The organism is Saccharothrix sp. NPDC042600, from assembly GCF_040647305.1.
GTDB classification, from domain to species: Bacteria; Actinomycetota; Actinomycetes; order Mycobacteriales; family Pseudonocardiaceae; genus Actinosynnema; species Actinosynnema mutabilis.
Genome location: NZ_JBEZBW010000001.1, coordinates 111344 through 136392, shown reverse-complemented (window position 1 = coordinate 136392; position 25049 = coordinate 111344). Strand labels below are relative to the sequence as shown.

Below are 25049 nucleotides of genomic sequence, written 5' to 3'. Positions count from 1 at the left end.
CGATCGGGCGTCATCCACCACCGCTCCGGGTGACAGGGCCGCCGTCGAACCGGCGGTGCGGTAGCGGGTCTGGTGTGGTGCGGGTCATGACTGTCATCAACGACGCTTACACCGCCAAGATGTCCGCCCGCTTCGCCACCTTCGACCGCGACCACGACGGCCGGATCGACGTGGCCGACTTCGAGGGCATGGCCCACGCGGTCCTCGCCGCCTGCGGGCGCGGGCCGCACTCGCCCGAGGGCATGCAGCTGGTCGAGGGCGCGCGGGCGTTCTTCCGGGGTCTGGCCGACATCGCCGACACCGACGGCGACGGCACCATCAGCGAGGCCGAGTTCGTGCACGCCGCGCGGACCGAGCTGCTCGGCGACCGCGACGGGTTCACCCGGATCGTCCTGCCGTGGGCGCAGGCGGTGGTGGCCGTCGCCGACACCGACGGGGACGGGGCCGTCGACCTGGCCGAATGGGCGAACGTGCTGGTGGCCATGGGCGCCACGGCGCAGTGCGCGGAGCAGCAGGCGCAGCACGTGGACGCCGACGGCGACGGCGAGGTCACCCTGGCCGAGGTGCTGGACACGGCCGTGACCTTCTACACCGCGGACGAGGCCGGGCACGAGTTCGACCACGCGTGAGCCCGGCGGCCCCCGTCCCGTGGGGCACGCGCGGCGAGGTCGTGGACCTGGTCGCGGCGTGGGTCCGGGAGTACCTGTGCCGGACCCACCCGCGGCTGGGACGGCCGGGGCCGGTGTGCCCGTACGTCCCGGCGGCGGTGGCCGCCGGTGCGCTGTGGACGGCGGTGGTCGGCGACCCGGTCCAGGACGTGGCCGGGCTCGTGGAGCACTACCGGCACTGGTTCCGCGCCCGCACCACCCCCGACGACCTCCACCACGCGCTGCTCATCGCGTTGCCGCGCGTCGCCGCCGACGACATCGAGCGGGCACAACGGCGGTGCAAGACGGCGTTCGTGCGGGACGGTCTGATGGTCGGCGAGTTCCACGACGGCCCGCCCGCCGCCCGCGGCGTCCGCAACCCCGACTTCCGTCCACTGTGGAGCCCGGTGCCGTTGGTGGCCGTGCGCCGCATGGTCGCCTCCGACCTGCCCTTCCTGACCGACGACCCCGAGCACCTGGCCGCCCACCGCGCCCGGTTCGGAGCTGGAGCACCCCGTTGACGCCGAACCGGCCCGACCCGCACATGGACCTCGAAGAGTTCCGGCGGCACGGCTACGCCGTGGTCGACCGCATCGTCCGCTACTGGACCGAACTGGCCGACCTGCCCGTCACCCCGGACGTCCGACCCGGCGCGGTGACCGCCGCACTGCCCGACCGCGCGCCGGAGCGGGCCGAACCGTTCGAGGCGGTGCTGGCCGACGTGGACCGGCTGCTGCTGCCGGCCATGGCGCACTGGCAGCACCCGGGTTTCCTCGGCCACTTCCCCATGACCACCTCCGCCCCGGCCGTGCTGGGCGAACTGCTCACCGCCGGCCTCAACCCGCAGGCGATGCTGTGGTCGGCCAACCCCGCCCTGGTCGAACTGGAGACCGTGGTCTGCGACTGGCTGGTGGAGCTGCTGGGCCTGCCCGCCGCCTTCCGCGGCAACGGGGTGCTCGGCGACACCGCGTCCGGCGGCGTGCTGGTCGCGCTGGCCGCCGCGCTGTGGCGGCGTGGCGGACGGCGATGGCTGCGGCACGGCGTGGACGGCCGCCACACCGCCTACACCTCCACCGAAGGCAACTGCTCCATCGCCAAAGCCGTCCGCGTCGCCGGTCTGGGCGAGGCCGCGCTCCGGCTCGTGGACACCGACCCCGACACCCTGGCCATGGACCCCGACCACCTGCGCGCGCTCGTCGAGGCCGACCTGGCGGCGGGCCGCGTCCCGGTCATGGTCGCCGCCACCATCGGCACCACCTCCACCACCGCCGTCGATCCGATCGCCGCCATCGGCCGGCTGTGCCGCGAGCACGGCGTCTGGCTGCACGTGGACGCCGCCTACGCCGGTGTGGCCGCCGTCTGCCCGGAGTCGCGGTGGATCCACGACGGGGTCGAACTGGCCGACAGCTACAGCGTCAACCCGCACAAGTGGCTGCTCACCGGTTTCGACTGCAGCGCGCTCTGGGTCGCCGACCCCGACGCCCTCACCGCCGCCATGACCACCGCGCCGCCCTACCTGCGCGGCACCGCCGCCGTGGATTTCCGCGACCGCCAGATCCCACTCGGCCACCGTTCCCGCGCGTTGCGGCTGTGGTCCGTGCTGCGCTGCTACGGCGCCGAAGGCCTGCGCACCCACATCCGCGACGGCATCGCCCTCGCCCGACGGTTCGCCACCCACGTCCACGCCGACGACCGCTTCGAGATCGCCGCACCCCACCCGTTCAGCCTGGTCTGCTTCCGCCTGCGCGCCCCGGACGCGGTCAACGCCGAACTCCTGCACCGCCTCAACGCGGGAGGCCGCGTCCTGCTCAGCGACACCCGGGTCCACGGCCGCCACACCCTGCGCCTGGCCACCGGCGGACCCGCCACCCGGGCCACCCACGTGGACGACGCCTGGCACCTCATCAGCACCACCGCGGCAGACGTGCTCGACCGTCACCCACCGGAGGCCTGCGACCGGGTCGCCGCCCGGCTGGTGAACACCTCCAGCCGTGCTTCCGAGGTCGTGCCGGGTTCGGCGGTGTAGGCGCGAGTGCGTGCCACCCTCATGTACGGCGCGGGCGACGTTCGCGTCGAACAAGTCCCGGACCCCGTCCTCAAGCACCCGGCCGACGCGGTGGTCCGGATCACCGCGTCCTGCGTCTGCGGCAGCGACCTGCACCCCTACGGATCGATGCCCCCGGCTGACCGGCCCGCGCGGATGGGGCACGAGTTCATCGGGATCGTCGAGGACACCGGCGCGGAGGTCGCGACGGGCGACCTGGTCGTCGCGCCGTTCGCCATCTCCGACAACACCTGCGCGTTCTGCCGCGAAGGCCTGCACACCTCGTGCGCCCACCCGCAGCCCGGGTTCTGGGACGGCGAGCCCGAGGAGGGCGGCCAGGCCGAGGCGATCCGCGTCCCGCTGGCCGACGGCACGCTGGTCAAGCTGCCCGTCGCGCCGGACTCGGCGCTCATCCCGTCCCTGCTGATCATCCTCATGGGACGCCACCGCGAGCGCACCGACCTGGGCCGCGAGTTCGGCGCCACCGACGTCGTCGCCGCCCGCGGCGAGGAGGGCATCGCCGCCGTCCGCGACCTCACCGGCGGGCGGGGCACCCCCGTCGTCCAAGAAGCCGTCGGCCCTCCGGCCCGCCTACGACCAGGCCGTCGGCGTGCTGCGACCCGGCGGTGTGATCAGCCGCGTCGGCGTCCCGCAGTACGAGGACGCCCAATCGGCTTCGGCAGCCTGTTCCGGCACAACCTCCGCCTGGCCGGCGGCCCCGCGCCGGTCCGCGCCTACATCGGGGAACTGATGCCCGCCATCCTCGACGGCACCATCGACCCGGGCCGGGTCTTCGACACCACCACCGACCTCGACGGCGTCCCCGACGCCTACCGCGCCATGGCCGACCGCAGGAGCCTCAAGGTCCTCATCACGCCCTGACCGCGTTGTTCGCCCTCGCCCGGTGGACGCTGAACAACCGCCGACCAACAATCGCTCCCGTCGACGAAGGGGGGCGGCGGTGCCGCGACGGGAAACTCCGCTGGACGAGGACGCGGGCGAGCTGGTCGCGTTCGCGGCGGGGCTGAGGAAGCTGCGGGCGGGTGCGGGGGATCCGACCTACCGGGAGTTGAGCAGGCGCGCGCACTTCTCGGCGGCGGCCCTGTCCGAGGCGGCCAACGGGCGCAAGTTGCCCAGTCTGGCCGTGACGGTGGCGTACGTGCGGGCGTGCGGCGGGGACGTCGCCGAGTGGGAAGCCCGCTGGCGGGCCCTGGCCGTGGCCGACCGGCCGCCGGACCTCGCGGACACCGACGCGCCGTACGTGGGGCTGCGGGCGTTCCAGGCGCGCGACGCCGACCGGTTCTTCGGGCGGGAGCGGCTCGTCGCGGCGATCCGCGAGCTGGTCGGGCGGCAGCGGCTGGTGGGCGTGTTCGGGGCGTCCGGCTCGGGCAAGTCGTCGGTGCTGCGGGCCGGGGTGGCCGCCGCCGCGCCCGGCCCGGTGGTGGTGTTCACGCCCGGGGCCGCACCGGTGCGGGAACTGGCCGAGCGGGTCGGGGCGTGGTGCGGCAAGCCCGCGGCCGCGCTGGAGCGGGAGTTCTCGACCTACCGCGAGAACCTGCACCTGCGCGTCCGCCAAGCCCTGGCCACGGAGTCGGACGACCTGCTGCTGGTGGTGGACCAGTTCGAGGAGCTGTTCACGCTGTGCCACGACGACGGGCAGCGGGAGGCGTTCGTGGCCGCGCTGGTCACCGCCGCGACGGCGCCCGGCAGCCGGACCAGGGTGGTGCTGGGCGTGCGGGCGGACTTCCTGGGGCACTGCGGTCGGCACCCCGAGCTGGTGGAGGCGTTGCACGGCGGCCAGGTGCTGGTCGGGCCCATGAGCGCGGACGAGCTGCGCAGGGCCATCGTCCAGCCGGCCCTCGCGGTGCGCTGCACGGTGGAGAACGCGCTGGTCACCCGGCTGGTCGCGGATGCGGCCGGACAACCGGCCGCGTTGCCGCTGCTGTCGCACGCCCTGCTGGAGACGTGGAAACGGCGTCGAGGCGTCGCGCTGACCCTGGACGCCTACGACCAGACCGGCGGTCTGGAGCACGCGGTCGCGCGCAGCGCCGAGGCGGTGCACGCCGGGTTGTCCGAAGCCGACCAAGAGGTCGCGCGGTGGCTGTTCCTGCGGCTGATCGCCGTGGGCGAGGGCACCGAGGACACCAAGCGCCGCGTCCCCCGCGCCGAACTCGACCGGCCCGGGGCGGCCGAGGTGCTGGCCGTCCTCGCCGAACACCGGCTCGTCGTGGTCGACCGCGACACCGTCGAACCGGCCCACGAGGCGTTGATCCGCGGCTGGCCGCGCTTGCGGGGCTGGATCGCCGAGAACCGCGCGGGCCTGCGCGTCCAGCGGATGCTCACCGAAGCCGCCCGGGCGTGGACGGCCCTGGACCACGACGGCTCCGCGCTGTTGCGCGGCACCCGCCTGGCGTTGGCCCGCGAGTGGGCGGCCGGCCGGGACGCCGAGCTCACCCCGGTGGAAGCGCGGTTCCTGGCCGCCTGCGTCGCGGCGGAGGACGCCGTGCACACGGCCGAGCGGCGACGCACCCGGCGGCTGCGCCAGGTCGTCGCGCTGCTGGCGGTGCTGCTGCTGCTCGCCACCGGCGCCGTCGGCTACGCCTGGCAGGCCCAACGCGCCGCCACCGAGGCCCGCAACGCGGCGCTGGTCCGCGAGGTCGTCGGTGTCGCGGAGGCGATGCGCACCACCGACCCGGCCCTGGCCGCCCAGTTGGCCCTCGCCGCCCACCGGCTGGCGCCGTCGGCCCAGACGCGGGCGGCGGTGCTCGGCGCGGCCGGCGGTCCCGGCACGGCGCTGATCCCCGCGGACGCCGAGGCGGTGCGGGCGGTCGACGCGGCGGCGGGACGGCTGGTGGTCGTCGCCGACGACGCCGCGACCCTGTGGGACATCCGCGAACCGCACCGCCCCACCCGATCGGGCCGGATCGACGGCGTCTCCGCCGCCGTGCTCAGCCCCGACGGCACGCTGCTGGCCGCCAAGCAGGGCATCAACGTCCTGCTGTGGGACCTCGCCGACGCCGCCCAGCCGAAGGAAGTCGCCCGAACCGAGAGCCGCGACGCGTTGTCCCTGGCGTTCCGGTCCGACGGCACGCGGGTGCTCATCGGCACCGACAAAGGGCTGTACGACTGGGACGCGTCCGCCCCCGACCGGCCGACCCGACTCCTCGACCCCGGTGCCGACGTCCTGGAACTCCGCACCGCCACGCCCAGCCGGGTGCTGGCGCGCGAGGTCGTCGACCGCGCCGAGGGCCGGGCGGCCCGGCTGAGCCTGCGGCCGGCCGACGGCGGCCCGGCGGTGGTGCTGTCCGACGACTTCTCCGGGGACCTGCGCCCCGACGGCCGGGTCGCGGCCACGTGGGGGCCGGGGCCGGTGCGGCTGTGGGACGTGGCCGACCCGGCGACACCACGGCTGCTGCACACCCTGGCCTCCCCCTCGGCGACGAGTGTCGCGTTCAGCTCCGACGGCGCGACGATGGCCACCGCGGACACCGACGGCACCACTCGGCTGTGGAACCTGACCGACCCCGCCCACCCGAAGCGGATCGCCGCGCTCGCCGGCGAAACGACCCGGCAGGACCAGCTCGTGCTCGACAACGGCGTCCTGGTGGCGTGGAACGACGCGCGCGACACCGTGCGGGTGGTGGACGTGCGTGACGCGGTGGCCAACCACACCGCGACCGGCGTGGAGTTCCTCGGCTTCAGCCCGCGCGGCGACCTGGCGGTGCTGGGCCTGGCCGACGGGTCCTTCCGGCTGCACCGCATGGCCGGACCGCGCCGGCTGGGCGGGGCGGTGCCGCTGGACGCGCCGGTGGGGCGCGTCGGCCCGGACCAGGCGGTGACGGCGGCCTTCAGCCCCGACGCGCGCCTGGTGGTGACCAGCGTCGGCGCGCACCAGACCACCGCGTGGGACGTGACGGATCCCGACCGGCCCGTGCGGCTGGCCACCGTCGCGACCGGGCTCCAGGCGGCGTACGGGGTCGCGTTCAGCCCGGACGGCCGGTTCCTGGTCGGCGGCGACATCACCGGCACGGTGACGGTTCGGCAGACCGGCACGTGGCAGGCGGTGTGGCACCACGCCTTGGAGACGTCCGGGATCGGACTCCCGGTGCTCTCCCCGGTGTTCACGCCGGCCGGGGACACCGTCGTCGTCGGACACCGCCGACACGGCGTCATGCGCTTCAGCCGACCCGACTGGCGCGAGGACCCCGGCACGTCGAACAACTCCCCGCTGGAACCCGGCGTCATGGCGTTCGACCGCAACGACAACCTGGTCGTCGCCGCCGGGCGTGACGGCCTCTGGCTGGCCCCCGGCAGCGGCCCGGGCCAACCCGACACCCGCCTGGGCGACGCGTCGGCCACCACCGTGGCGGTCGCGGGCGACCTGGTCGCGGCGGTGGGCGGCGACCACCGGATCCGGCTGTGGCGCACCACCGGTCGAGGGGCCGCCGAGGAGGTCACCGTCCTGCCCCGGCGCACCGACACCGTCGAGGCCGCCGCGTTCACCCCCGACGGCCACACCCTGGCCACCGCCGGCGCGGACGGGACGATCCACTTCCAGGAGACGGGCCTCGACCGGGCAGCGGCCCTGATCTGCGCCACCGCCCAGCCGCGGATCACCGCCGACCAGTGGGCCCGTCACCTGCCGGGCCTGCCCTACGAGCCGCCGTGCCCGAACGCGTAGCCGCGCGCCCGACCCGCATGATCACCGGCACGGTGGCTGGTGGGGCAGGTCCGGGAAGTGGGCTCGCCACTGGTCCGCGGTCAGGTGGTGGTAGGTCTTGGCGCACACGTCCGCCGCCACCCGTTCCACGTCCGTGTCCCACAACCGCACCACACCCTCCTCCCCCGCCGTGACCAGGGTGTGCCCGTCCCGGCCGAAGGTGGCCGCGTACACGCGGTCCGTGTGCGCCGACAGCACGGCCGTCACGGTGCGCGTGGTGACGTCCCACAGGCGGACCGTGTGGTCGAACGACGCGGTCGCCACGGTGTGCCCGTCCGGGCTGAACGACACCGACTGGACGACGCCGTTGTGCCCGGACAGCACGGCCACCGATCGCGGCGCGCGCGGGTCGGTGATGTCCCACAACCGCGCGGTGCGGTCCAGGCCGGCGGTGGCGACCGTGGTCCCGTCCGGGCTGAACGTGACCGACGTGGCGGTGTCGGTGTGGCCGTCGAGGTCCGCCAACGGCACCGGGTTGCGCGGGTCGGTGATGTCCCACAGCCGGATCTTGCGGTTCATCACCCCGGCGGCGGTCCGGCCGTCCGGGCTGACCGCCGTGGCGAAGATGCCCTCCTCGCCCTCACTGCGCAGCACACCCAGCGGTTCCGGGCGATCGGGGTCGGCCAACTGCCACAGCCGCACGGTGGCGTCGTCGCCCGCGGTGGCCAGCAGGCGGTCGCGGAAGAACGTCACCGAACGGACGCTGCGCGCGTGTGCCAGACGCGCGGCGCGGCGGGGGTTCGCCGGGTCGGCGAGGTCGTACACCGTGACGCCGCCGTCGATGCCGCCGGCCGCGAGCAGCCGTCCGTCGGTGCTGAACGCGGTGGACTTCACCGGGGCGGTGGCGTCGTCCAGCACCGCGCCGGGTGTGGGCAGGCGTGGGTGGTCGACGTGCCACAGCCGGGTGCGGCCGTCCTCGCCGCCGGTGGCCACCAGGCTCCCGTCCGGGCTGGGTGTGGCGGCCCAGGACGCGGTGGCGTGCCCGGTCAGCACAGCGCCGGGCACCTCGGTCAGGCGCGCCGTCCGGTCGGCGGACGCGGAGACGAGCGTGCGCCCGTCGGGGCCGAACACCAGCGAGTACACGGTGTTGGTGTGCCCGGTCAGCGTGGCCGCGGGGGTCGGCCGGGCCGGGTCGGCGAGGTTCCACAGCCGGGTCGTGTAGTCCCAGCCGGCCGTGGCGGCGGTCCGCCCGTCGGGGCTGAACGCCACCGCCTGCAGCGGCGCGGAGTGGCCGGTCAGCACGCCCGCCGGCACCGGGCCGCCGGGACCGGTGAGGTCCCACAACCGGGCGGTGTGGTCGTAGCCCGCGGTGGCGAGCACCCGGCCGTCGGGGCGGAAGGACACCGAGGTGACGTTGTCGCCGTGCGGCGTCAGCCGTGCGGTCTCGCGCGGCGCGCGCGGGTCGGTGACGTCCCAGAGCCGGGCCGTGCCGTCGTCGCTCGCGGTGGCCAGCGTCCGCCCGTCGGGACTGAACTCGGCGGTCCACACGGTGCCGGTGTGCCCGGTGGCCGCGCCCAGCGACACCGGTTCGCCGGGGCGGGTGACGTCCCACAGCCGCACCGACCCGTCGGCGCTCGCGGTCGCGAGCACCCGGTTGTCGCGGCGCAGCGCCACCCGGTACACCGCCTCCTCGTGCGCCCGTAACGCGGCGAGCCGGGTCGGCCGGCGCGGGTCCTCGACGTTCCAGACCACCACCTCGCCCCGGTAGTCGGCGCTGAACAACAGCTTGGCGTCGGCGTTGAACACCAAGGACTCCACGTCGTCGGCGTGCGCCGGCAACGCCGTCAGCTCGATCGGGCGCAGCCGCTGCCGGACGTCCCACAGCCGCACCACCCGGTCGTCGCCGCCGGTGGCCAGCACGCCGCCGTCCGGGCTGAACACCGCCGCGTTGACGTCGTGCCGCAGGGACACGGCGAACGGCGTGGTGAACGCGGCGAGCAGGCTGCCACGCGCCTCCACCGTGGGCGCGAGCCGGTAGGCGGCCAGGGCGAGCTGCGCGGCGGTGTCCGGGTCGGTGGCCCGCATCGCGTTCGCCTCCGCCGCGACCTTCTGCGACAACGCCACGTCGCGCTGCGCGGTCACCGTGTTGCCGGCGCGCACCGCGTACCCGGTCGCCACGGCCGCCACCACCAGCAACACGCCGAGCACGGCGACCGCCTGCCGCAGCCTGCGCGCCCGCCGGGCCTGCGCCGCCACCTCCCGCGCCTCCTGGTCGGCGCTGCGGGCCAGGAACTCGCGCTCGCGGGCGCTGAGCAGCCCGTCGTTGGCCGACACCCAGTCCTGCGTCGCGGCCAGCCGCACGCCCCGGTACAGCGAACCCGGATCGCGGTCCAGCGCCAGCCACAGGTCGGTGGCCTCGGTGAGCCTGCGGTGCAGCCGAGCGCCCTCGCGGTTCTCGGTCAGCCAACCGCGCAGGCGCGGCCAGGAGCGCAACAGCGCCTCGTGGGTCAACTCGATCCCGGTGTGGTCCGCGGTGAGCAAGCGGGCCCGGGTGAGGTGGTCCAGCACGGCGGCCAGGTCGGGGTCCTCGGTGTCCAGCTCGGTGCGCGGCACCCGCCGCTTGGTGTCCTCGGTGCCTTCGCCCAGCGCGGTCAACCGCAGGAACACCTGGCGGGTCAAGGTTTGCTGGGCGGGTGTGAGCGCGGTGTAGACGCTCTCGGCGGTGTTGGCCACCGCCCGCTCGATGCCGCCCGCCTCCTCGTAGCCGGCGAGCGTGAGCGTGGTGCCGCGTCGCCGCCGCCACGTCTCCAGCAGCGCGTGCGACACCAGCGGCAGGGCCGCGCGCTCCCCGGCGGCGTCCCCGACCAGCCGGGTGACCAGCGCGCTTTCCACCACACAGCCCACAGCGGCGGCCGGCTTGGTGATCGCCTCGCGCAGCTCCTCGGTCGTCATCGGCCCGACCACCACGGGGCTGTCCCGCAGCACGTCGATCAACCGCGGGTGGGTCGTGCAGTGGGAGTAGAAGTCCGCGCGGACACCGAGCACGACCCGGCACCGGCTGTTGTCCGCGGTGGCCGCCGTGATCAGCCCGTCGACGAACCCCTGCCGCGTCCCGGCGTCCGCGCACAGCGTGAACACCTCTTCGAACTGGTCCACCACGATCAGCAGTTCGGTGTCGTCGGGCCGGTCGGCCAACGCCTGGCGCACCAGCCGGTGCAGGGCGCGGTCACCGGCCGCGAGTTCCACCTCCAGGTCGCCCGGGGTGCCCAGGCCCAGGTTGGCCAGGTGCACCGCGACCTCCTCCCACGGCCGGGCGCCCGGCGTGCACAGCAGCACCGGCCGCTCCCCCGCCCCGCCAACCAGACCGGCGCGCAGCAGCGACGACTTGCCCGCCCCGGACGGCCCGAACACCGCCACCGCCCGCCGCTGCGCCAAACGGTCCCGCAACTGGGCCAGCAGCCGGTCACGCCCGAAGAACCGCTCGGCGTCCCGCGGCTGGAACGCGGCCAGGCCCACGTACGGCGAGGGCCGGTCGTCCGAGGGCTGCTCGGGTTCCGCCAGGGACTCCGCGACCTCGTGCCAACGCCGCCGCCACCGCTCGACGTCACCCCCGCACACCCGGACGTAGGCCAGCGCCACGGCCAGGGTCGGCAGCTTCCGCCCGCCCGCCGCCTCCGACAGCGTGGCCGCCGAGTAGTGCGCCGCCGCCGCGAGGTCGCGGTAGGTCGGCCGCCCCGCCCGGTCCCGCAACAACCGCAGGTCACGAGCGAACGCCAGCAGTGGTGTGTCCCCCGCGGCCAGTGGCCGCTCACGCCTCGCCATCGAGCCCCATCCCCCTCGAAGCGGCACCGGTTGTCCAGCCGTTGTCGTTCAGCCCCCGAACGCCGACGTCGAACAACTCATACCGGATAGGCAGGAAGCCGCGCTCCATCCGTCAACGAAGGGAGACGATCGTGAGCCGATCCGGACGAACAAGACGCGCCACGCTGCTATGTGCGGTGCTGGTGGCCGTGACCGCGGTGGCGTCGCCCACCGCCGTGGCGGCGCCGGCCACCCCGCACTTCGGGCCCGGCATCGACCGCTACCAGCCCGGCGACTTCCAGCGGACCTGCGACCCCACCGCCAAGCCCGGCGTCGTCGACTTCGCCGACCTGCTCGACCGGACCTACGGCGTGCACACGCGCGGGATCAGCCGCGACTGCGGCCAAGGCGGGCAGAGCGAGCACAAGGAAGGACGTGCGCTCGACTACCACTTCAACGTCAACAACCCGAAGGACGCCGCCGACGCCCAAGACCTGCTCAACTGGCTGCTGGCGACCGACCAACACGGCAACACGCACGCGATGGCCCGGCGACTGGGAATCATGTACGTCATCTGGAACCGGCGGATCTGGGAGTCCTACCGCCCCGGCGCGGGGTGGCAGCCCTACACCGGCCCGAACCCCCACACCGACCACGTCCACGTCAGCTTCGGCTGGGACGGCGCCCGCCGGCAGACCACGTGGTGGACGGCCGCCGGTGTGCCGCAGGCGGTGACCGGCACGCTCGCCGACACCGACGGCGACGGCCGGGTGGACCTGCTCGCCCGCGACGGCGGCGGCGCGTTGTGGCTCTACCCCAACACCGGCAACGCCGCCGACCCCTACAACGGCGACGTCCGCCGCCAGGTCGGCGTCGGCTGGAACGTCATGACCAAGATCCTCGCGGTCGACGTGGACGCCGACTTCCGCGCCGACCTCGTCGCCCGCGACGGCGGCGGCAACCTGTGGCTCTACCCCCACACCGGCGACCCGAACGACCCGTTCAACGGCGACTTCCGCCGTCACATCGGCGTCGGCTGGAACACCATGACCTCGCTGTCGGCCACCGACGTCAACGGTGACGGCCGCACGGACCTGGTCGCCCGCGACGGTGGCGGCAACCTGTGGCTGTACCCCAACACCGGGATCCCGGACGACCCGTACAACGGCGACTTCCGCCGCCACATCGGCGTCAACTGGAACACCATGACCGCCATCCTCGGCACGGACGCCGACGCCGACGGCCGCAACGACCTCATCGCCCGGGACACCAGCGGAAACCTGTGGCTCTACCCGAACACCGGCAACCCCGACGACCCCTACAACGGCGACTTCCGCCGCCACATCGGCGTCAACTGGAACACCATGACCGCCATCCTCGGCGCCGACGCCGACGCCGACGGCCGCAACGACCTCATCGCCCGGGACACCAGCGGAAACCTGTGGCTCTACCCCAACACCGGCAACCCGAACGACCCGTACAACGGCGACTTCCGCCGCCACATCGGCGTCGGGTGGCAGCACATGGCGGACCTGTCATGAGGAGAACGCCCGCCGTCCTGGCCGCGCTGCTCGCCCTGACCGCCGGACTCCCGCCCACGGCCGCCGCGGCGGACCCGTGCCCCGGCGGCCGGGTGCTCAACATCGTGCCGCACCACGACGACGACCTGCTGTTCCTCAGCCCGGACCTGCTACAGGACCTGCGCGGGAACCGTTGCGTCCGCACGGTGTTCCTGGTCGCCTCGGACTACCACGACCAGGAGTACCTGCTGGCACGGGAACGCGGAGTCCGCGTCGCCTACGCCAACGTCGCCGGCGTGCCGGGCCCGTGGACCGCCGAGCCGTACACCGCGGGCGGCGTCACCGCGACCCGGTGGCGACTGGGCGACGGCCGGATCACGGTGGTCGAGAACCGGATCCCCGACGACATCACCGCACCGGCGGGCCAGCTGTGGCGGCTCTACGCCGACAACACGCCGCTCACCACACGCCCCGGCGACCGCAACCCGCCGCAACGCCTGGACCGCACGTCGCTCCTGAACCACCTGCGAGCCGTGGTAGCCGACTACGCGCCGCACACCGTGCGCACCCTCGACCCCACGGCCGACCTGCACGGCATCGACCCGGCCGGGGACTTCCACCGCGACCACGTCGCCACCACCCGCCTGGTCCAAGCCGCGCTGCACGGCACAGCGGCGACCGTCGTGCTCTACCGCGACTACACCGCCCGACACGCGCCACCCAACCTGTCGATCACCGACTACGCCCTCAAACGCAGGGCGTTCGCCGACTACGCCGCCCACGACCGCGACATCTGCCCACCCGAACGCCCCACACCCTGCCCGCCACCGGACAGCTACTACACCCAGTTCCTCACCCGCCAACACCGAGCCGACCAGACCTGGACCGGCGACCTCGTGACCCCGGTCCCGGACTCCCCGGCGACCCCGCGGATGGGCGGCGCCTACCGCGTGGTCAACCGGCAGACCGGCCTGGAACTGGCCGTCCACGACGCCGCGCTCGACCCCGGCGCGCCGATCGTCGGCTGGGAGGACACCGGCACCCCGAACCAACGGTTCCGCCTGGAAGCCACACCGCAGGGGTGGAAGCTGGTGGCGACCCACTCCGGCCTGTGCGTGGACCTGCCGGAATCCGGCCGGGAACCCGGCATCGGCGCCATCCAGTTCCCGTGCACCGACAACCCCAACCAGGCACTGCGCGTCTCCGGCGACCCCGCCACGGGCTTCCGCCTCACCTTCGCCCACTCCGGCCACGCCCTGAGCATGCCCGGAACCGACCTCGGGACACCGGTGACACAGGCGGAAACCGACCAACGCTGGGACCTCGTCGGCTGACAGTGACGACGGACCGCCGGGTGGGCGGGGCGCCCTGCCCACCCGGCCTGGCGCTTGTGCGTCAATATTTGCCCGCTATTGCCGAGTCGGCAGGCCGTAGCCCCCGGCTGGGGGAAGGGCGGCTTAGGGCCGTCGAACCGGTCTTCGCCCGGCGCGGCGTGGCGGCGACGCTCGTGCTCCGCCTGCTGCCCGTGGTGCCGTTCGCCGTGTCCAACTACGCGGCCGGTGTGACCGCCGTCCGCCCGCGTTCATTCGCCCTCGGCACGGCGCTGGGGTTGGTGCCCACCACCGTGGTGGCGGCCCTGTTGGGCGACGCGTGGCAGGACTTCGGCTCGCCGCGCTCGATCGCGGTCGCCGCGGTGTGGGTCGTGTTGGCCGGTGTCGGTGTTGTGGGGTGCACGCCTGCTCAAGCACGCTTCCGTGAGCGACCAGCGCGCATAGGCGGTCCGAGCAGACGGACGGGCACGTTTGGCGCGACTGCACCTGACAATCTGTCATTGTCTGCCTCGGCCCCGAAGAACCACCTGGACCCGATCCGCGAATGGCATTGGCATTATCTGCGGGAGGGAATGGAGATTCAGGAACTCACCCCCTCCGATCGCCACGAAGTCGGGCCCGGTCAGTCGGTGTCGGTCGCGGCCAGGATGGCCAGTCGGCGCCGGTCGGGGGACAGCGCGGCGACGCCCAGATCCCAGGCGATCCATTCGAACCAATTCGTGTCGGCGTGGAAGCCGTACCAGCCGGCCTTTCGGACGGCGGCGTCGACCTCGTCGAACGGGGCGTCGTCTGCGACTCCGCACAGGCCGGCCAGCGACCGCCAGACCGCGAGCCTGCCGTAGGCGCCCCCGAGTCCGCCGTCGTAGGCCCCTCCCGGCATCGCCGCGGCGTACAGCGCCCACCACGCCAACGCCGGCGGCCACGCCTTGACGACCAGGGGCGCCGCCGGACCAACGTCAGCCAGACTGACGAGGTCCAGCGCGGGCAAAAGGCTCGGTACCGCCTCGACCTTCACCGGGTCGGCGAACCGGAAGACCCGCGCCTCCGCACGCCCGGCCCTGTCCACCCAGCCCGACACCGCCGCAACGATCGCCCTGTGCACGGCCGGTGTGGTCACTTCCTCCACCGACGGACCGGGCGCTCGTGACGCGATCTCCGTCCCGCCTTCCAGCATCGACCCGAGCGGTGGCAGTGAGATCCGGCCGAAGCCAAGATCCCGGCGGGCCTCCACATCTGACAGCCGAAGTGGCGGCAGCCACCCCAGCGCGTGGGTGTCCCACCGGCGGGACACCCACTCCGCGACAACTCGCGTCTCCGCCACGGCATCACCCTTGAGCAACAGTTCCTGCACCAGACAGGCACGCAACTCGTCCGAGACCGCGTCGTCGGTGAAAGCCGAGACCATATCTTCCGCCGGATGCCCACTTGCCAGCCACCTGGCCGCCCAGCGATCCAGGGCCACGCTCCTGAACTCCTTCGAACAGACCAACCGCAGAGCCTGGACCGCAGTTTCCGTCCCGGAGGTCCGAGCCAGTCGCCCGAACACGTGGTCGAAGACGCTCCCGCGTGCATCGGGGCCATGGGCCTGCGCAATCGCCAGGCACAGATCAACACCGAAGGCGAAATCGCCCCGCGCCATGCGGGCGTCCACTGCGGCGCACACACCCTCGACGGACGCGAGCTCGGGCAACGTCGCCACGATGTCTCGAACCTCGTCGTCCACGCTACCCATTTCATTGATCGACGCAATGAAGTCACGCATCGTCGGATACGTGCGGCAATCCGTCTCGTCTTCGGTAACTCGCTTCGGCGCTTCTGAGCAAAGACTCCAACCTTCTGGTCACCGCTGCCGGACCGACCTCCCCACCGGGAGGGGGAGGCATGTACCCGACGAACGCCTCCATCTCAGCAGGATAGTCGAGGTGGGCGTAGACGGCTTCGATATCCCGCAGGAGATTCGGCGGGCCACTGTGGTGCAACCAGGCAACCGACAGGTACACCCACACGGCGGACGCGTCCTCTGTAGGATCGGCAGGAAATTCTTCCGGCTTAGATTCCGCCAGCTCGATCGACAGTGTCAGCGCCCACTCCTCTTCGAGTTCGCTTGACAAGCCGGCGTTTAGCTTTTCGAGGCAGATCTCCACTGTCGCATTGTCGTCGATCCACCCGTGCTGTCGCCCATACGAGATCTCGGACGGCGTAAGGCGGACGCGTTGGACAATAAACGCGGCGGGAATCCTGAACATGGATGGCTCGCTCATCGAACGTTGACCAGCCCGTTCAAAGTATCTCCCGGTACGAACCGTTGACGGGTGATGAGGTCGCCACTTGCCCTGCGCTCGACCAGCCACTCGAAGCGCCCAGCGCGCCCGGCCATCTCACCCAGCAGCTGGACAAGCAGTCGCTCCACACCGTCATCGCCGACGAGTGTGGCTGTCGGTGATGGCGGGCGGGGTCAGCCGGTGCTGGTGCGCAGTTCCAGCAGTACCGCCGGGTTTGCCCCGACACCGCGTCCGACGCCGGTCCACCGGCCGCTGTCCACATCCACCTTGCTGGTCGCCCCGTCCACCCGGACCGTGGCGTCGACCTCGTGCCCGTCGCCCTTGATCTGGAAGGTGTCCGGGACCTCCAACACCAACCGCCCCGACCCGCCGGTCGCGCGGAAGCAGTAGTGCCCGCGATCGGGGTCGGTGTCCTTGCGCGCCCCCGACCGGCGGACCTCGATCAACCCCGGCCCGCCACAGCCCACGAGCGTGATCCGCCCGTCACCGGAGACCAACCGGATGTCCCGCCGCCGCACGATCTCCTCCGCCCCCGGATACGCGAAGTCCTCCACCAACGACACCTGCCCCTCCGCCGCGGCACTCGGGACAGACGGAGATCCAGACGCCGACGGCCCCGTCTGCGTCGAGGGTTCGGCGGAAGCGGCCCCCCACATCACCGTCACCCCGAACACCGACGCAAGACCGACCACCACCGCGACCACACCACGTACCAACCGCACAACGACACCTCGACACAACGACTGGACCCGGTCATGCCGACCAGGCCTCGGAAGGCACGACGCGGCACCGTGAACCCGCCCTGACACGGACGATCGGACCGCATGAACTGGCCCTACGATCGCCCGGGCAGAGCAACGGCACATCCGTCACATGGCCTAGAAATGCGACGAGTTCGACGTCACAACGGGGCTTCCGGCGTCGAGGCGCGCGTTGCCACCGAACGCGGGGATGCGGGTCGAGGAGAGCAACAGGGATACGGGACAAGTGGTCAGGCTCACTCGTCCGCTGTGGTGTATCCGCTGGTTGACGGATGTCCGGATGGTTCGCCACACAGATCCTGGACAGGGCGGACATCCGGCGGCAGTCGCCGGACACCCCTTCGTCGCACGTTCGGCACCAAGGGTCTTGTCGGTGCCGGCGAACCGCACGACCGCCCCGCCGCACCGGGAGCAGTCCGCCTGGCCACCGGCCACGCGCACGACGGCGGCGGGCAGCACGCATCCCTCCACCGGGGTCGCCGCAGCCGACGCCGAACACGTTGACGCGCCCGGGCTTCGGCCCGCTCCGTGGGCCGGGTTCCTACCAAGACAGGGAGAACTCGAAAGTGAGCAGACTGTTGTTGTCGGGGGCACTGACCGGAGCGGCCGTGACGCTCGCGGTCGTGCCGGCAGCCTCGGCGCTGCCTGGTTCGACCGTGCCCCAGGGCACGCAGCCGCATGCGGTCCGGATCACCACCGGGCAACAGGCGTGCACCGGCGCCCTGCTCAGCCCACGATGGGTCATCACCGCCGGGGCCTGCCTGTCCGACCAGCCTGTCGAGGACACCCACGCGACCGTCGGAGACGGCCCGCCGGTCTCCGTGCTCGCCGTGACCCGACACGAGCGACGCGACATCGTGCTGGCCGAACTCGCCACCCCGATCACCACCGCCGCGCCGCTCACCGTCGGATCCACCGCCCCGGCCGCGGGCGCGCAGGCCACCGCCACCGGATTCGGGCGCACCGACACCCAGTGGGTGCCCGACCAGCCCACCACCGCCACCTTCACCGTGGACACCGTCACCGACACCGCGCTGGCCCTGACCGGCACCGGCGACCGGGACCTGTGCAAAGGCGACGCCGGGGCGCCGATCACCGTCCCCGTCGACGGCGGCGAACGACTCGTCGCGATCGGCGCCACCTCCTGGGAGCACGGCTGTCTCGGCGTGACCGAGACCCGACACGGCAGCACCGCGGTACGGGTGGACGACCTCGCCGACTGGATCGCCGCGCGGATCGACCCGACGCGCCCGCGTTTCGGGCACGTGACGGTCGGCGACCTGTGCCTGGAGGCCGTCGACGGCGCGTCCGGCAACGGCACGCCGGTACGGGTCGCGGACTGCGTCGTCGGCGCGGCGCGCCAGGAGTTCACCACCGCGGCGGACGGCACGCTGCGGGTGCTGGGCAAATGCCTGGACGCCAGCGGCGTGCTCGCCGGCGCCGGACGGCCGACCCGCCTGTGGACCTGTGACGGCGGCGACCACCAGAAGTGGGAGCTGCGTGGGGATGGCACCGTGGCCTCCCTGGTGGTCTCGCCGTGGAACCGGGTGTGCCTGGACGCCACCACGGGCCTGTCCGGCGCCGGGGTGACCACTCACCCCTGCCACGGTGGCGGCAACCAGTTGTGGCGCTATCCCGCCCGCTCGGCATGGTTCGGACACCTCGTCAATGGCGAGGAGATCTGCCTGGAAGCCGTCAACCCCGACACTGCCGACGGCAGCGCGCTGCGCGCCGCGGACTGCGTCGCCTCCGGCTACCTGCCCGGCGCGGCCCGCCAGGACGTCACCACCGCCCCTGACGGCACCTTGCGGCTGCTGGGCCGTTGCGTGACCACCGACGCCACCACCGTCACCCTGCGCCCCTGCGACGGCTCCACCAACCAGCAGTGGCGCGCCCACGACGACCACACCCTGACCTCGGCCGGCACCGCACGCTGCCTGGACGCCACCCGCGGCCACGACGCCACCACCACCGACTGCCAGACCACGGCCACCCGCCAGTGGACCAACCGGACCCCGGCCAGTCCCACACCCGGCGCCGACCGGCTCCAACGCGGTGAACGACTCACCGCCGGCCAGTCCAAGACCTCACCCGACGGCCGCTACACCCTGACCCTCCAGACCGACGGCAACCTCGTGCTCTACGACCAGAACCGACAGCCCCTGTGGCACACCCACACCCACGGCACACCCACCACCCACGCCGTACTCCAACCCGACGGCAACTTCGTCCTCCACACCGCCACCGGCCAACCCACCTGGCACACCCACACCTGGGGCACCAGCGCCGAACGCCTGGTCGTCCAGAGTGACTCCAACCTCGTCCTCTACGGCCGCGACGCCACCCCCCACTGGCACCGCTGGCAATAGCCGGCACCACGGCTTGAGGAGCCGCCCACACCGAACGGGCTGCCGTGGACCGCGGGAACCCGTTCGGGAGGGCGACGAAGTCACCCTGAGGCAGCCGCCCGCCAAAGCCGGGAGCAGCGCCTCTACCAACGGGCTGCACCAGCCGTCCCGAAGCAGTACCGCGTCGATCGACACCGGCGCACCGCAGCCGCACCACGTAGGAACAGACCGGCTCGTTGGCGTGGTCGTCGCCGCGGCAGCGAATGGGGATCGTGCTTGGCAACGCCATCGTGCGACAGGTGCTGTCGCCGACACGGACCTGCTCTTCATCGGAGATCGGCCTGGACCTCGCGCTGCTCACCGACGCCGAACTGGCCGGCGGCCCCGCCGCGTGGCGACACCTGGACGACCCGCTCCCGCTGTGGGACGACGTGGAGCCGCACGACCACAACCACGCCCTCCCCCGGCGCTGAACGCGGTGCCGGCGCTCGCCCCCGTCGCATCAGGACACGACTTGAGCCGGCTGGCCGAGGACGTGGTGCGGCGCTGGGTTGACCGCGGTGCTCGACCGCCTCAACCCGGCCGCAGCCCGGCAGGAGCTGGCACACCTGGACGTCCCGGCCCTGCTGGCCGCCGTCCCCGCCGACGCGCGGCGCGGCGAGGTGGACGACGTCCTCGGCCCGGTCCTGCACGGCAGACCCCCGCTCGAACCGGCCCACGGCGTGCACCTCGTGCACTTCACCGCCCGGCGCGCCTTCCACCCCGTGCGACTGCACCGCGTGCTCACCGCGCTGTGCCGCGGTGTCGTGCGCATGCGCGGCCGGGTCTGGCTGGCCAGCCGCCACGACACCGTCATGTGGCTGGAGGCGGCGGGCAGGTCGCTGAGGATCGGCGAAGCAGGCCCGTGGCCCGCCACGAAGTCCAATGTGGACGATTTCGCCCTCCCGACCGCCTGCCGCGACACGGCACGACCTGCTCTGAGCTTCCCCTCACCCGGGTCCGCCGGTGGACGCCACCGAACGGCCACGCCAGGCTACCGACCGAGCGCGCCATCCATCTCGCGTAGGTGAACGACGATCCATTGGTCGAGGTCTTGGGCTTCGAGGTTTCGACCGAGCGCACGCAGGTCGGCGACCAAGTCCTCGGCGGAGCTGAGAGTGGCGGGATGGGTGTCGCCGAGCACGCGCCGTCTGCGTCGGAACGTGTCCCGGTTCAGCTCCTGTGCCTGTTCGTGCTCACCGATGGTGTGCAGGACACCGGCGAGGTTCGCGGTGGAGAGAAGGGTGTGCGGGTGGTCCTCGCCGAGGAGGGCGCGCCGGCGGCGCACGACGTCCCGGTACGTCAGCAGAGCCCGGTGGTGGTCCCCCGCCTCGGCCAGGTCAGCGGCGACGTTGTGCGCAGAGCCGAGCGTGCGCGGGTGGTCATCGCCCAGGACGCGGCGCCTGCGCTGGAAGGTGTCCAGGTTCAACGCCCGCGCCCGTTCCCGATCGCCGACGCCCATCAGGTCCCAGGCGAGGTTGTTGGCCGAGGTGAGCGTGTCGGGGTGGTCCTCGCCGAGAACCTCCCGCCGGCGACGCAGTGTGTCCTCATCCAACTCCAACGCCTGTTCGAACTCGTCGAGGCTCCTCCGCACTGCGGCGATGTCGTTCACCACCGTGAGTGTCTCCGGGTGGTTCACGTCGAGATGCCGAAGTCGGAGATCGTGGGCGCGCCGCAGCAGGGGAAGCGCTTGTCCCGGCTGGCCACGCATGTGCAAGTGGGTCGCCGCGCGGTTGAGCAGCCACGCCACGGGGTCGTGCTCGTGGGTGAGCGACGCCACGCGAACGGGATCCGTGGCGGCGAGCACGTGCGGTAGCAGTCGCTGCCAGGTCTGCCAGGTGGACGGGCTGTTCCACGGGTCGTCCGGGACCGAGTGCCGAAGCAGTCGAACGGCCAAGACCTGCCACCCCTCGGCCGGCTCGGTGACAGCAGGCCCCCCCACCGGGCGCGCGTAGGAGCGCCGCCGGAACGCGGTGGATCTGCACCTCCTCCGCGGTGACCCCGGCCATGGACCGCGCCCTCAGCGCCCGCGAGGTGGCGATCAACGCCAACGGGTCGACCACGACCTCGGCGAGCGGCCGGGGCAGCATGGCCGCGTTGTCGGTCAACACGGACAACGGCACCGGTTCGGGAGCGAACCAGGCAACCAGCCTCAGCAACTGCACGGCTGCCGCGTCCCCGGCCGCCAGTGCCTCGAAGGCGACCGCCCAGGACACCGTCACCGATCCCGGCGCGTCGTGCGCACCACGTCCGTGGCGAAGCAACTCCGCACTCCGCGTCGCAAGCAATTCGAGGTAGGACTCCGGTGCCGCTCCGGCGGCCAACAACGCGGCGGCCTGGTCCACCGCGAGCGGGAGGTGACCCAGCGCCGCTGCGACCCGGCGAGCCTGTTCGCCGTCCACTCCCGCGGCCCGGCCACGCAAGAGCCTGACGGACTCCTCCGGGGTGAACACGTCGATCGTCACCGGGGTGGCCACCCGATCCCAGTCCGGATCCCGCGACGTGATCACCACATGCGCGCGCCCGCCGGGCAGGAACGGGGCCAGCGCATCGGGGTGCTCGGCGTTGTCGAACACCACCAACGCCCGCAGCCTCCCCCGAAGATCCCCGAACACCCGCGCGAGCGCCACCTCCACCGGATCGTCCGGCCTCGCCAGCCCCAACGCCAGCGCCAGCGCGGCCAGTCGCTGGGGGATCAAGCGGGGTTCTTCGGCCGGAACCCACCACACGACGTCGTAGTCGGATGCGTGACGGTGGGCGTACTCGATCGCGACACTGGTCTTGCCCACGCCGCCCATACCCGCGATCGCACGCACCACCCCGGTCCCGCCACCGGTCAACACCCGACGCAACTCGGCCAGGAGGTCCTCCCGGCCGACGAACCCGGCCAACCTGACGGGCACGTTCCACACCCGTGCCGCGGGCGGCGACTCCGCCACCGGAACAACCGGCCCGGTGTGCACCGTCAGGTCGCGGCCCGCCTGGTAGAGATGCGCCCCGGCAGACGCGGCGCCGGTCTGGGCCACGAAGCCGGGCCCACCACCGTCGTCAGAACCCGCCAACACCCACCCCCTCGGGTCCGGAGCCACTCGACCACACGACACCACAGCCACCCAACAGCCATCACAACGCACAACTGCGGACACCGCCGACACACCACCCGGCGAACGGCCGCGGCACCACGGCCGCCTGGCGGGCATCGGGTATGCCTTGCGCCAGCACGCCGAACGGCCGGTCCTCGGCATCCGGGCTTGTCGAGGACCGGCCGTCACAGGGTTCTTCGAGTCGCTGATCTCAGGGCGGGGCGCGTCAGCCGAAGTTCACGTCACTGCACAGGAAGTACTTCTGGTCCATGTGCGACGCCTTCCAGATGGTGACCACGACGTGGCGTCCGGCGTAGCCGGAGGTGGTGACCTCCGTCTTGTAGTCGAGCTGGGACGGGTACCGGCCGGTCTGCTTGACGAAGTCCAGGTCGTGCCAGCCGATCGTGGAGTGGACGGGGTCGAAGCCCTGTTTGGTGATGTAGATCTTCAGGTAGTCCGCGCCGTGGCGGGCCACGTCCTGGACGTGGACGGTGAACGTGCTGCCCACGTTGGTCATGTGCCACGGGCCCGGGTTGTCCATCGGGCCGTAGCGGCCCATTTCGGCACGGCCGGCGCTGCAGATCTGGCCGTTGGGCACGACCTGCTCGATGTTCTCGCCGAGGTTGTTGGCGTACAGGGCGTTCCAGTTCCACATGGCGTCCGGGCTCTGCTGCCACGCCAGGTGGCACATGGGGTCCTGTTCCTGCATGCCCGGCGCGTCCGGCCCGTACCAGCGGGTCGCGCAGCCGTAGTTGCGGGTCGGCGGGTCGATGACGGTGCCGTGGGCCGACGCCCGGGTCGGCTGGAAGGTCAGCAGCGACGCGACGACGGACACGAGTACGGCCAGGTGCAGGGCCGTCCGGCGGCGTAAGGCCGGGGGTGCGGTGTGCATGAGTCCTCCGTTGGTAGGGACGCGACTGGACGGGAAGTGCGGGCGCTTGGCCCGCCCACGGTGGCGCCGCCCCGGTTGATCCGGGACGACGCCACCGCTTGTGCGCGAGCGGGTCGCAGGCCGCCACCGGTGACCCGCTCGCTCCCCCTGCGCTGTCGGGCTTCGCAGGGGGCGTCGTGGGTGTGGGGGGTCGGGCGGGTGTGCCGCTGACTTGAACGCGGTCGGCGTGCCAGATCCGGTGGACGTCGTACCCGGCAACGGGGTTCGTCCCGGGCATGGCCGCGGTCCAACTCAGCTGCACCGCGGACGACGTGGCCTCCGACGCCGCGGGTGTTCCGGCAGCGCCGGGTGGTTGGACGTTCGCGCAACCGGTCCCCGGTGTACCGGCAGGCCACGATGGACGGTGTGCTGAGCGATCGGCCTTCCCGGATCGACCAGGCGAGGCGGACGAATCGGCCGTGCGCCCAGCCCAGCGGAGTGGCCGAGTTCGTCGGGCGGCCGGCGGGGGCGGTGTTGTCCCAGACCTGTTCGGGCAGCAGGCCGCCTTCGGTGGCGGTGGCCGCCATCGCGGCCAGGCGGGCACTGGCGTCCTGACCGAGGTCCGGGTGGTACACCTCCGACAACCCGCCGTCCTGCGTCGCCGGTTGCCGCCCTGGAGCGCCGGGGGCGTTCTCCGCCGCCGAACCGGTCCCCGGCACGCCGGCGATCAGTACCTCCAACACCAGTACGCTCGCCACTCTGCGTCGTACGGATCGCATGTGCCACCTCGTTGTGGTCTATTTCCTTGCGCCGATCAAGTCTTCGGACTGTTGTGGCTGACCCGCGGACATGAGCACCAGGCACGCCGTGATCAGCACGAGGTTCTTCACGACGAACTCGCCCTCGGTGGTGAGCAGCAGCGGGTTGCCCGCCTGGAACGCCGCCTGTGGCTGGACCACCAGCACCAGGAACGTCCCCAGCAGGTGCGCCAGCGCCAGCGCCGCGACCCAGCGCAGCCGGCGGCCGAGCCACAGCGCCACGCCGAGCACCACCTCCGCGGCGCCGAGTGAGACCAGCAACAAGTGGCGGTCCAGCCACGGCACGGTGCGGGCGACCAGGTCGGCGACCGGTGTCACGTCGGCGACCTTGAGGGCGCCGAACCACACGAACACCAGGCCGAGCGAGCCGCGCAGCAGGGTCACCGCACGGGTGGTCACGGTGCACCGCACGTGGTGGTGTCGGCGGGTTCGACGCGCCACTGGCCGTCGTGCAGGCGCAGCAGGTGCTCGCCGGTGCGCTCGCCGTGTCGCCAGGCGACCCGCGCGAGGTCCGGCCCGTCGGTGACGACGCCGAGCACTTCGTAGGGGACCCCGGGCGCGCAGTGCGCGAGCCGGTCGACGAACGCCTCCCGCGGGTCGCGTCGCTGCGCGTCGGTGGTCCACATGTCCCAGGCCGCGGTCGGGTCACCGCCCGAGAGCAGGCCGAGGTAGGTGGTGGCGACCCCGCGCAGCCGCGCGGCGTCCTCCGCCGTCATGGGATGGTGCTGGTGGTGCGAGTGGTCGGGTTCGCCGGATGAGCAGCCGGCGGCGAGCACGACGGTCACGGCGAGGCAGGCAAGGGTTCTCATGGATGTCCTCCCGGGAAGGCCGGGCAGCGGCCCCG

At 72.9% G+C, this 25049-nt stretch carries 17 protein-coding genes and 3 pseudogenes; 11 read left to right on the top strand and 9 right to left on the bottom strand.

Annotation, left to right across the window (positions count from 1 at the left end):
• Positions 1-86: 86 nt before the first annotated feature.
• From AB0A74_RS00530 to AB0A74_RS00510, 5 genes and pseudogenes are all read left to right on the top strand, one after another.
• Entirely contained in the window at positions 87-629 is a 543-nt protein-coding gene (locus tag AB0A74_RS00530; RefSeq protein ID WP_358246737.1) for an EF-hand domain-containing protein, read from the top strand.
• Positions 626-1168 (top strand): DUF6875 domain-containing protein, encoded by a 543-nt coding sequence (locus AB0A74_RS00525; RefSeq protein ID WP_358246736.1) that lies wholly within the window; start codon positions 626-628, stop codon positions 1166-1168. Before AB0A74_RS00530 ends, AB0A74_RS00525 begins: the two co-directional genes overlap by 4 nt.
• Positions 1165-2673 carry a pyridoxal-dependent decarboxylase gene (locus AB0A74_RS00520; RefSeq protein ID WP_358246735.1) on the top strand — a complete coding sequence of 503 codons (1509 nt, stop codon included), beginning with the start codon at positions 1165-1167 and terminating at the stop codon, positions 2671-2673. Before AB0A74_RS00525 ends, AB0A74_RS00520 begins: the two co-directional genes overlap by 4 nt.
• Positions 2674-2679: 6 nt before the next feature.
• Positions 2680-3573, top strand: a pseudogene (locus AB0A74_RS00515) (alcohol dehydrogenase catalytic domain-containing protein).
• A 79-nt stretch (positions 3574-3652) separates the two neighbouring features.
• Positions 3653-7372, top strand: a complete 3720-nt coding sequence (locus AB0A74_RS00510) for a hypothetical protein (RefSeq protein ID WP_358246734.1) — start codon at positions 3653-3655, stop codon at positions 7370-7372.
• 21 nt (positions 7373-7393) lie between these two features.
• On the opposite strand, the gene AB0A74_RS00505 is transcribed toward AB0A74_RS00510, so the two are convergent.
• Positions 7394-11173, bottom strand: coding sequence for a hypothetical protein (locus tag AB0A74_RS00505; RefSeq protein WP_358246733.1), 3780 nt, complete (start codon positions 11171-11173; stop codon positions 7394-7396).
• A 176-nt stretch (positions 11174-11349) separates the two neighbouring features.
• On the opposite strand from AB0A74_RS00505, the gene AB0A74_RS00500 reads away from it, so the two are divergent.
• The 3 genes and pseudogenes from AB0A74_RS00500 to AB0A74_RS00490 all read left to right on the top strand — a co-directional run.
• A complete protein-coding gene (locus AB0A74_RS00500; protein ID WP_358246732.1) occupies positions 11350-12693 on the top strand; it encodes a hypothetical protein in 1344 nt (447 codons plus the stop codon).
• Positions 12690-14006, top strand: a complete 1317-nt coding sequence (locus AB0A74_RS00495; RefSeq protein ID WP_358246731.1) for an RICIN domain-containing protein — start codon at positions 12690-12692, stop codon at positions 14004-14006. Before AB0A74_RS00500 ends, AB0A74_RS00495 begins: the two co-directional genes overlap by 4 nt.
• A 2-nt stretch (positions 14007-14008) precedes the next feature.
• Positions 14009-14308: pseudogene (locus tag AB0A74_RS00490) on the top strand (VTT domain-containing protein); the annotation flags it as partial.
• A 317-nt stretch (positions 14309-14625) separates the two neighbouring features.
• On the opposite strand, the gene AB0A74_RS00485 reads toward AB0A74_RS00490, so the two are convergent.
• From AB0A74_RS00485 to AB0A74_RS00475, 3 genes are all read right to left on the bottom strand, one after another.
• The gene (locus AB0A74_RS00485; protein ID WP_358246730.1) at positions 14626-15765 is read right to left on the bottom strand and encodes a DUF6183 family protein; all 1140 of its coding nucleotides are present in this window, start codon (positions 15763-15765) and stop codon (positions 14626-14628) included.
• Complete coding sequence (locus AB0A74_RS00480) at positions 15758-16249, bottom strand: DUF2247 family protein (RefSeq protein WP_358246729.1); 492 nt, start codon at positions 16247-16249, stop codon at positions 15758-15760. Before AB0A74_RS00480 ends, AB0A74_RS00485 begins: the two co-directional genes overlap by 8 nt.
• Before the next feature lie 209 nt (positions 16250-16458).
• Positions 16459-16848, bottom strand: a complete 390-nt coding sequence (locus AB0A74_RS00475) for a hypothetical protein (RefSeq protein WP_358246728.1) — start codon at positions 16846-16848, stop codon at positions 16459-16461.
• Between the two features lie 764 nt (positions 16849-17612).
• Between AB0A74_RS00475 and AB0A74_RS00470 the strand changes: the two genes are divergently transcribed.
• The 3 genes from AB0A74_RS00470 (at position 17613) to AB0A74_RS00460 (ending at position 20464) form a co-directional block, all read left to right on the top strand.
• Positions 17613-19415: a ricin-type beta-trefoil lectin domain protein gene (locus AB0A74_RS00470; protein WP_358246727.1), complete on the top strand. Its 1803-nt coding sequence runs from the start codon at positions 17613-17615 to the stop codon at positions 19413-19415.
• A 278-nt stretch (positions 19416-19693) separates the two neighbouring features.
• The gene (locus AB0A74_RS00465; protein ID WP_358246726.1) at positions 19694-19867 is read left to right on the top strand and encodes a hypothetical protein; all 174 of its coding nucleotides are present in this window, start codon (positions 19694-19696) and stop codon (positions 19865-19867) included.
• Between the two features lie 87 nt (positions 19868-19954).
• Positions 19955-20464 (top strand): GTP-binding protein, encoded by a 510-nt coding sequence (locus AB0A74_RS00460; RefSeq protein WP_358247013.1) that lies wholly within the window; start codon positions 19955-19957, stop codon positions 20462-20464.
• Here the strand turns inward: AB0A74_RS00460 and AB0A74_RS00455 are convergent.
• The 5 genes and pseudogenes from AB0A74_RS00455 to AB0A74_RS00435 form a co-directional block, all read right to left on the bottom strand.
• Complete coding sequence (locus tag AB0A74_RS00455) at positions 20428-21144, bottom strand: tetratricopeptide repeat protein (RefSeq protein ID WP_358246725.1); 717 nt, start codon at positions 21142-21144, stop codon at positions 20428-20430. The genes AB0A74_RS00460 and AB0A74_RS00455 overlap by 37 nt on opposite strands.
• Positions 21145-21391: 247 nt before the next feature.
• Positions 21392-22633, bottom strand: a pseudogene (gene fxsT / locus AB0A74_RS00450) (FxSxx-COOH system tetratricopeptide repeat protein); the annotation flags it as partial.
• A gap of 109 nt (positions 22634-22742) precedes the next feature.
• The gene (locus AB0A74_RS00445; RefSeq protein WP_358246724.1) at positions 22743-23408 is read right to left on the bottom strand and encodes a lytic polysaccharide monooxygenase; all 666 of its coding nucleotides are present in this window, start codon (positions 23406-23408) and stop codon (positions 22743-22745) included.
• Between the two features lie 776 nt (positions 23409-24184).
• Entirely contained in the window at positions 24185-24604 is a 420-nt protein-coding gene (locus tag AB0A74_RS00440) for a DoxX family membrane protein (RefSeq protein WP_358246723.1), read from the bottom strand.
• The gene (locus AB0A74_RS00435; RefSeq protein ID WP_358246722.1) at positions 24601-25014 is read right to left on the bottom strand and encodes a hypothetical protein; all 414 of its coding nucleotides are present in this window, start codon (positions 25012-25014) and stop codon (positions 24601-24603) included. Before AB0A74_RS00435 ends, AB0A74_RS00440 begins: the two co-directional genes overlap by 4 nt.
• Between the last annotated feature and the right edge of the window lie 35 nt (positions 25015-25049).

What these genes read in the sequence shown, in the direction of transcription:
- AB0A74_RS00505 (WP_358246733.1), bottom strand. Translation starts at nt 11,173, where the DNA reads ATGGCGAGGCGTGAGCGGCCACTGGCCGCGGGGGACACACCACTGCTG.
- AB0A74_RS00485 (WP_358246730.1), bottom strand. Translation starts at nt 15,765, where the DNA reads ATGCGTGACTTCATTGCGTCGATCAATGAAATGGGTAGCGTGGACGAC.
- AB0A74_RS00435 (WP_358246722.1), bottom strand. Translation starts at nt 25,014, where the DNA reads ATGAGAACCCTTGCCTGCCTCGCCGTGACCGTCGTGCTCGCCGCCGGC.
- AB0A74_RS00445 (WP_358246724.1), bottom strand. Translation starts at nt 23,408, where the DNA reads ATGCACACCGCACCCCCGGCCTTACGCCGCCGGACGGCCCTGCACCTG.
- AB0A74_RS00480 (WP_358246729.1), bottom strand. Translation starts at nt 16,249, where the DNA reads ATGTTCAGGATTCCCGCCGCGTTTATTGTCCAACGCGTCCGCCTTACG.
- AB0A74_RS00495 (WP_358246731.1), top strand. Translation starts at nt 12,690, where the DNA reads ATGAGGAGAACGCCCGCCGTCCTGGCCGCGCTGCTCGCCCTGACCGCC.
- AB0A74_RS00455 (WP_358246725.1), bottom strand. Translation starts at nt 21,144, where the DNA reads ATGCGTGGCCAGCCGGGACAAGCGCTTCCCCTGCTGCGGCGCGCCCAC.
- AB0A74_RS00530 (WP_358246737.1), top strand. Translation starts at nt 87, where the DNA reads ATGACTGTCATCAACGACGCTTACACCGCCAAGATGTCCGCCCGCTTC.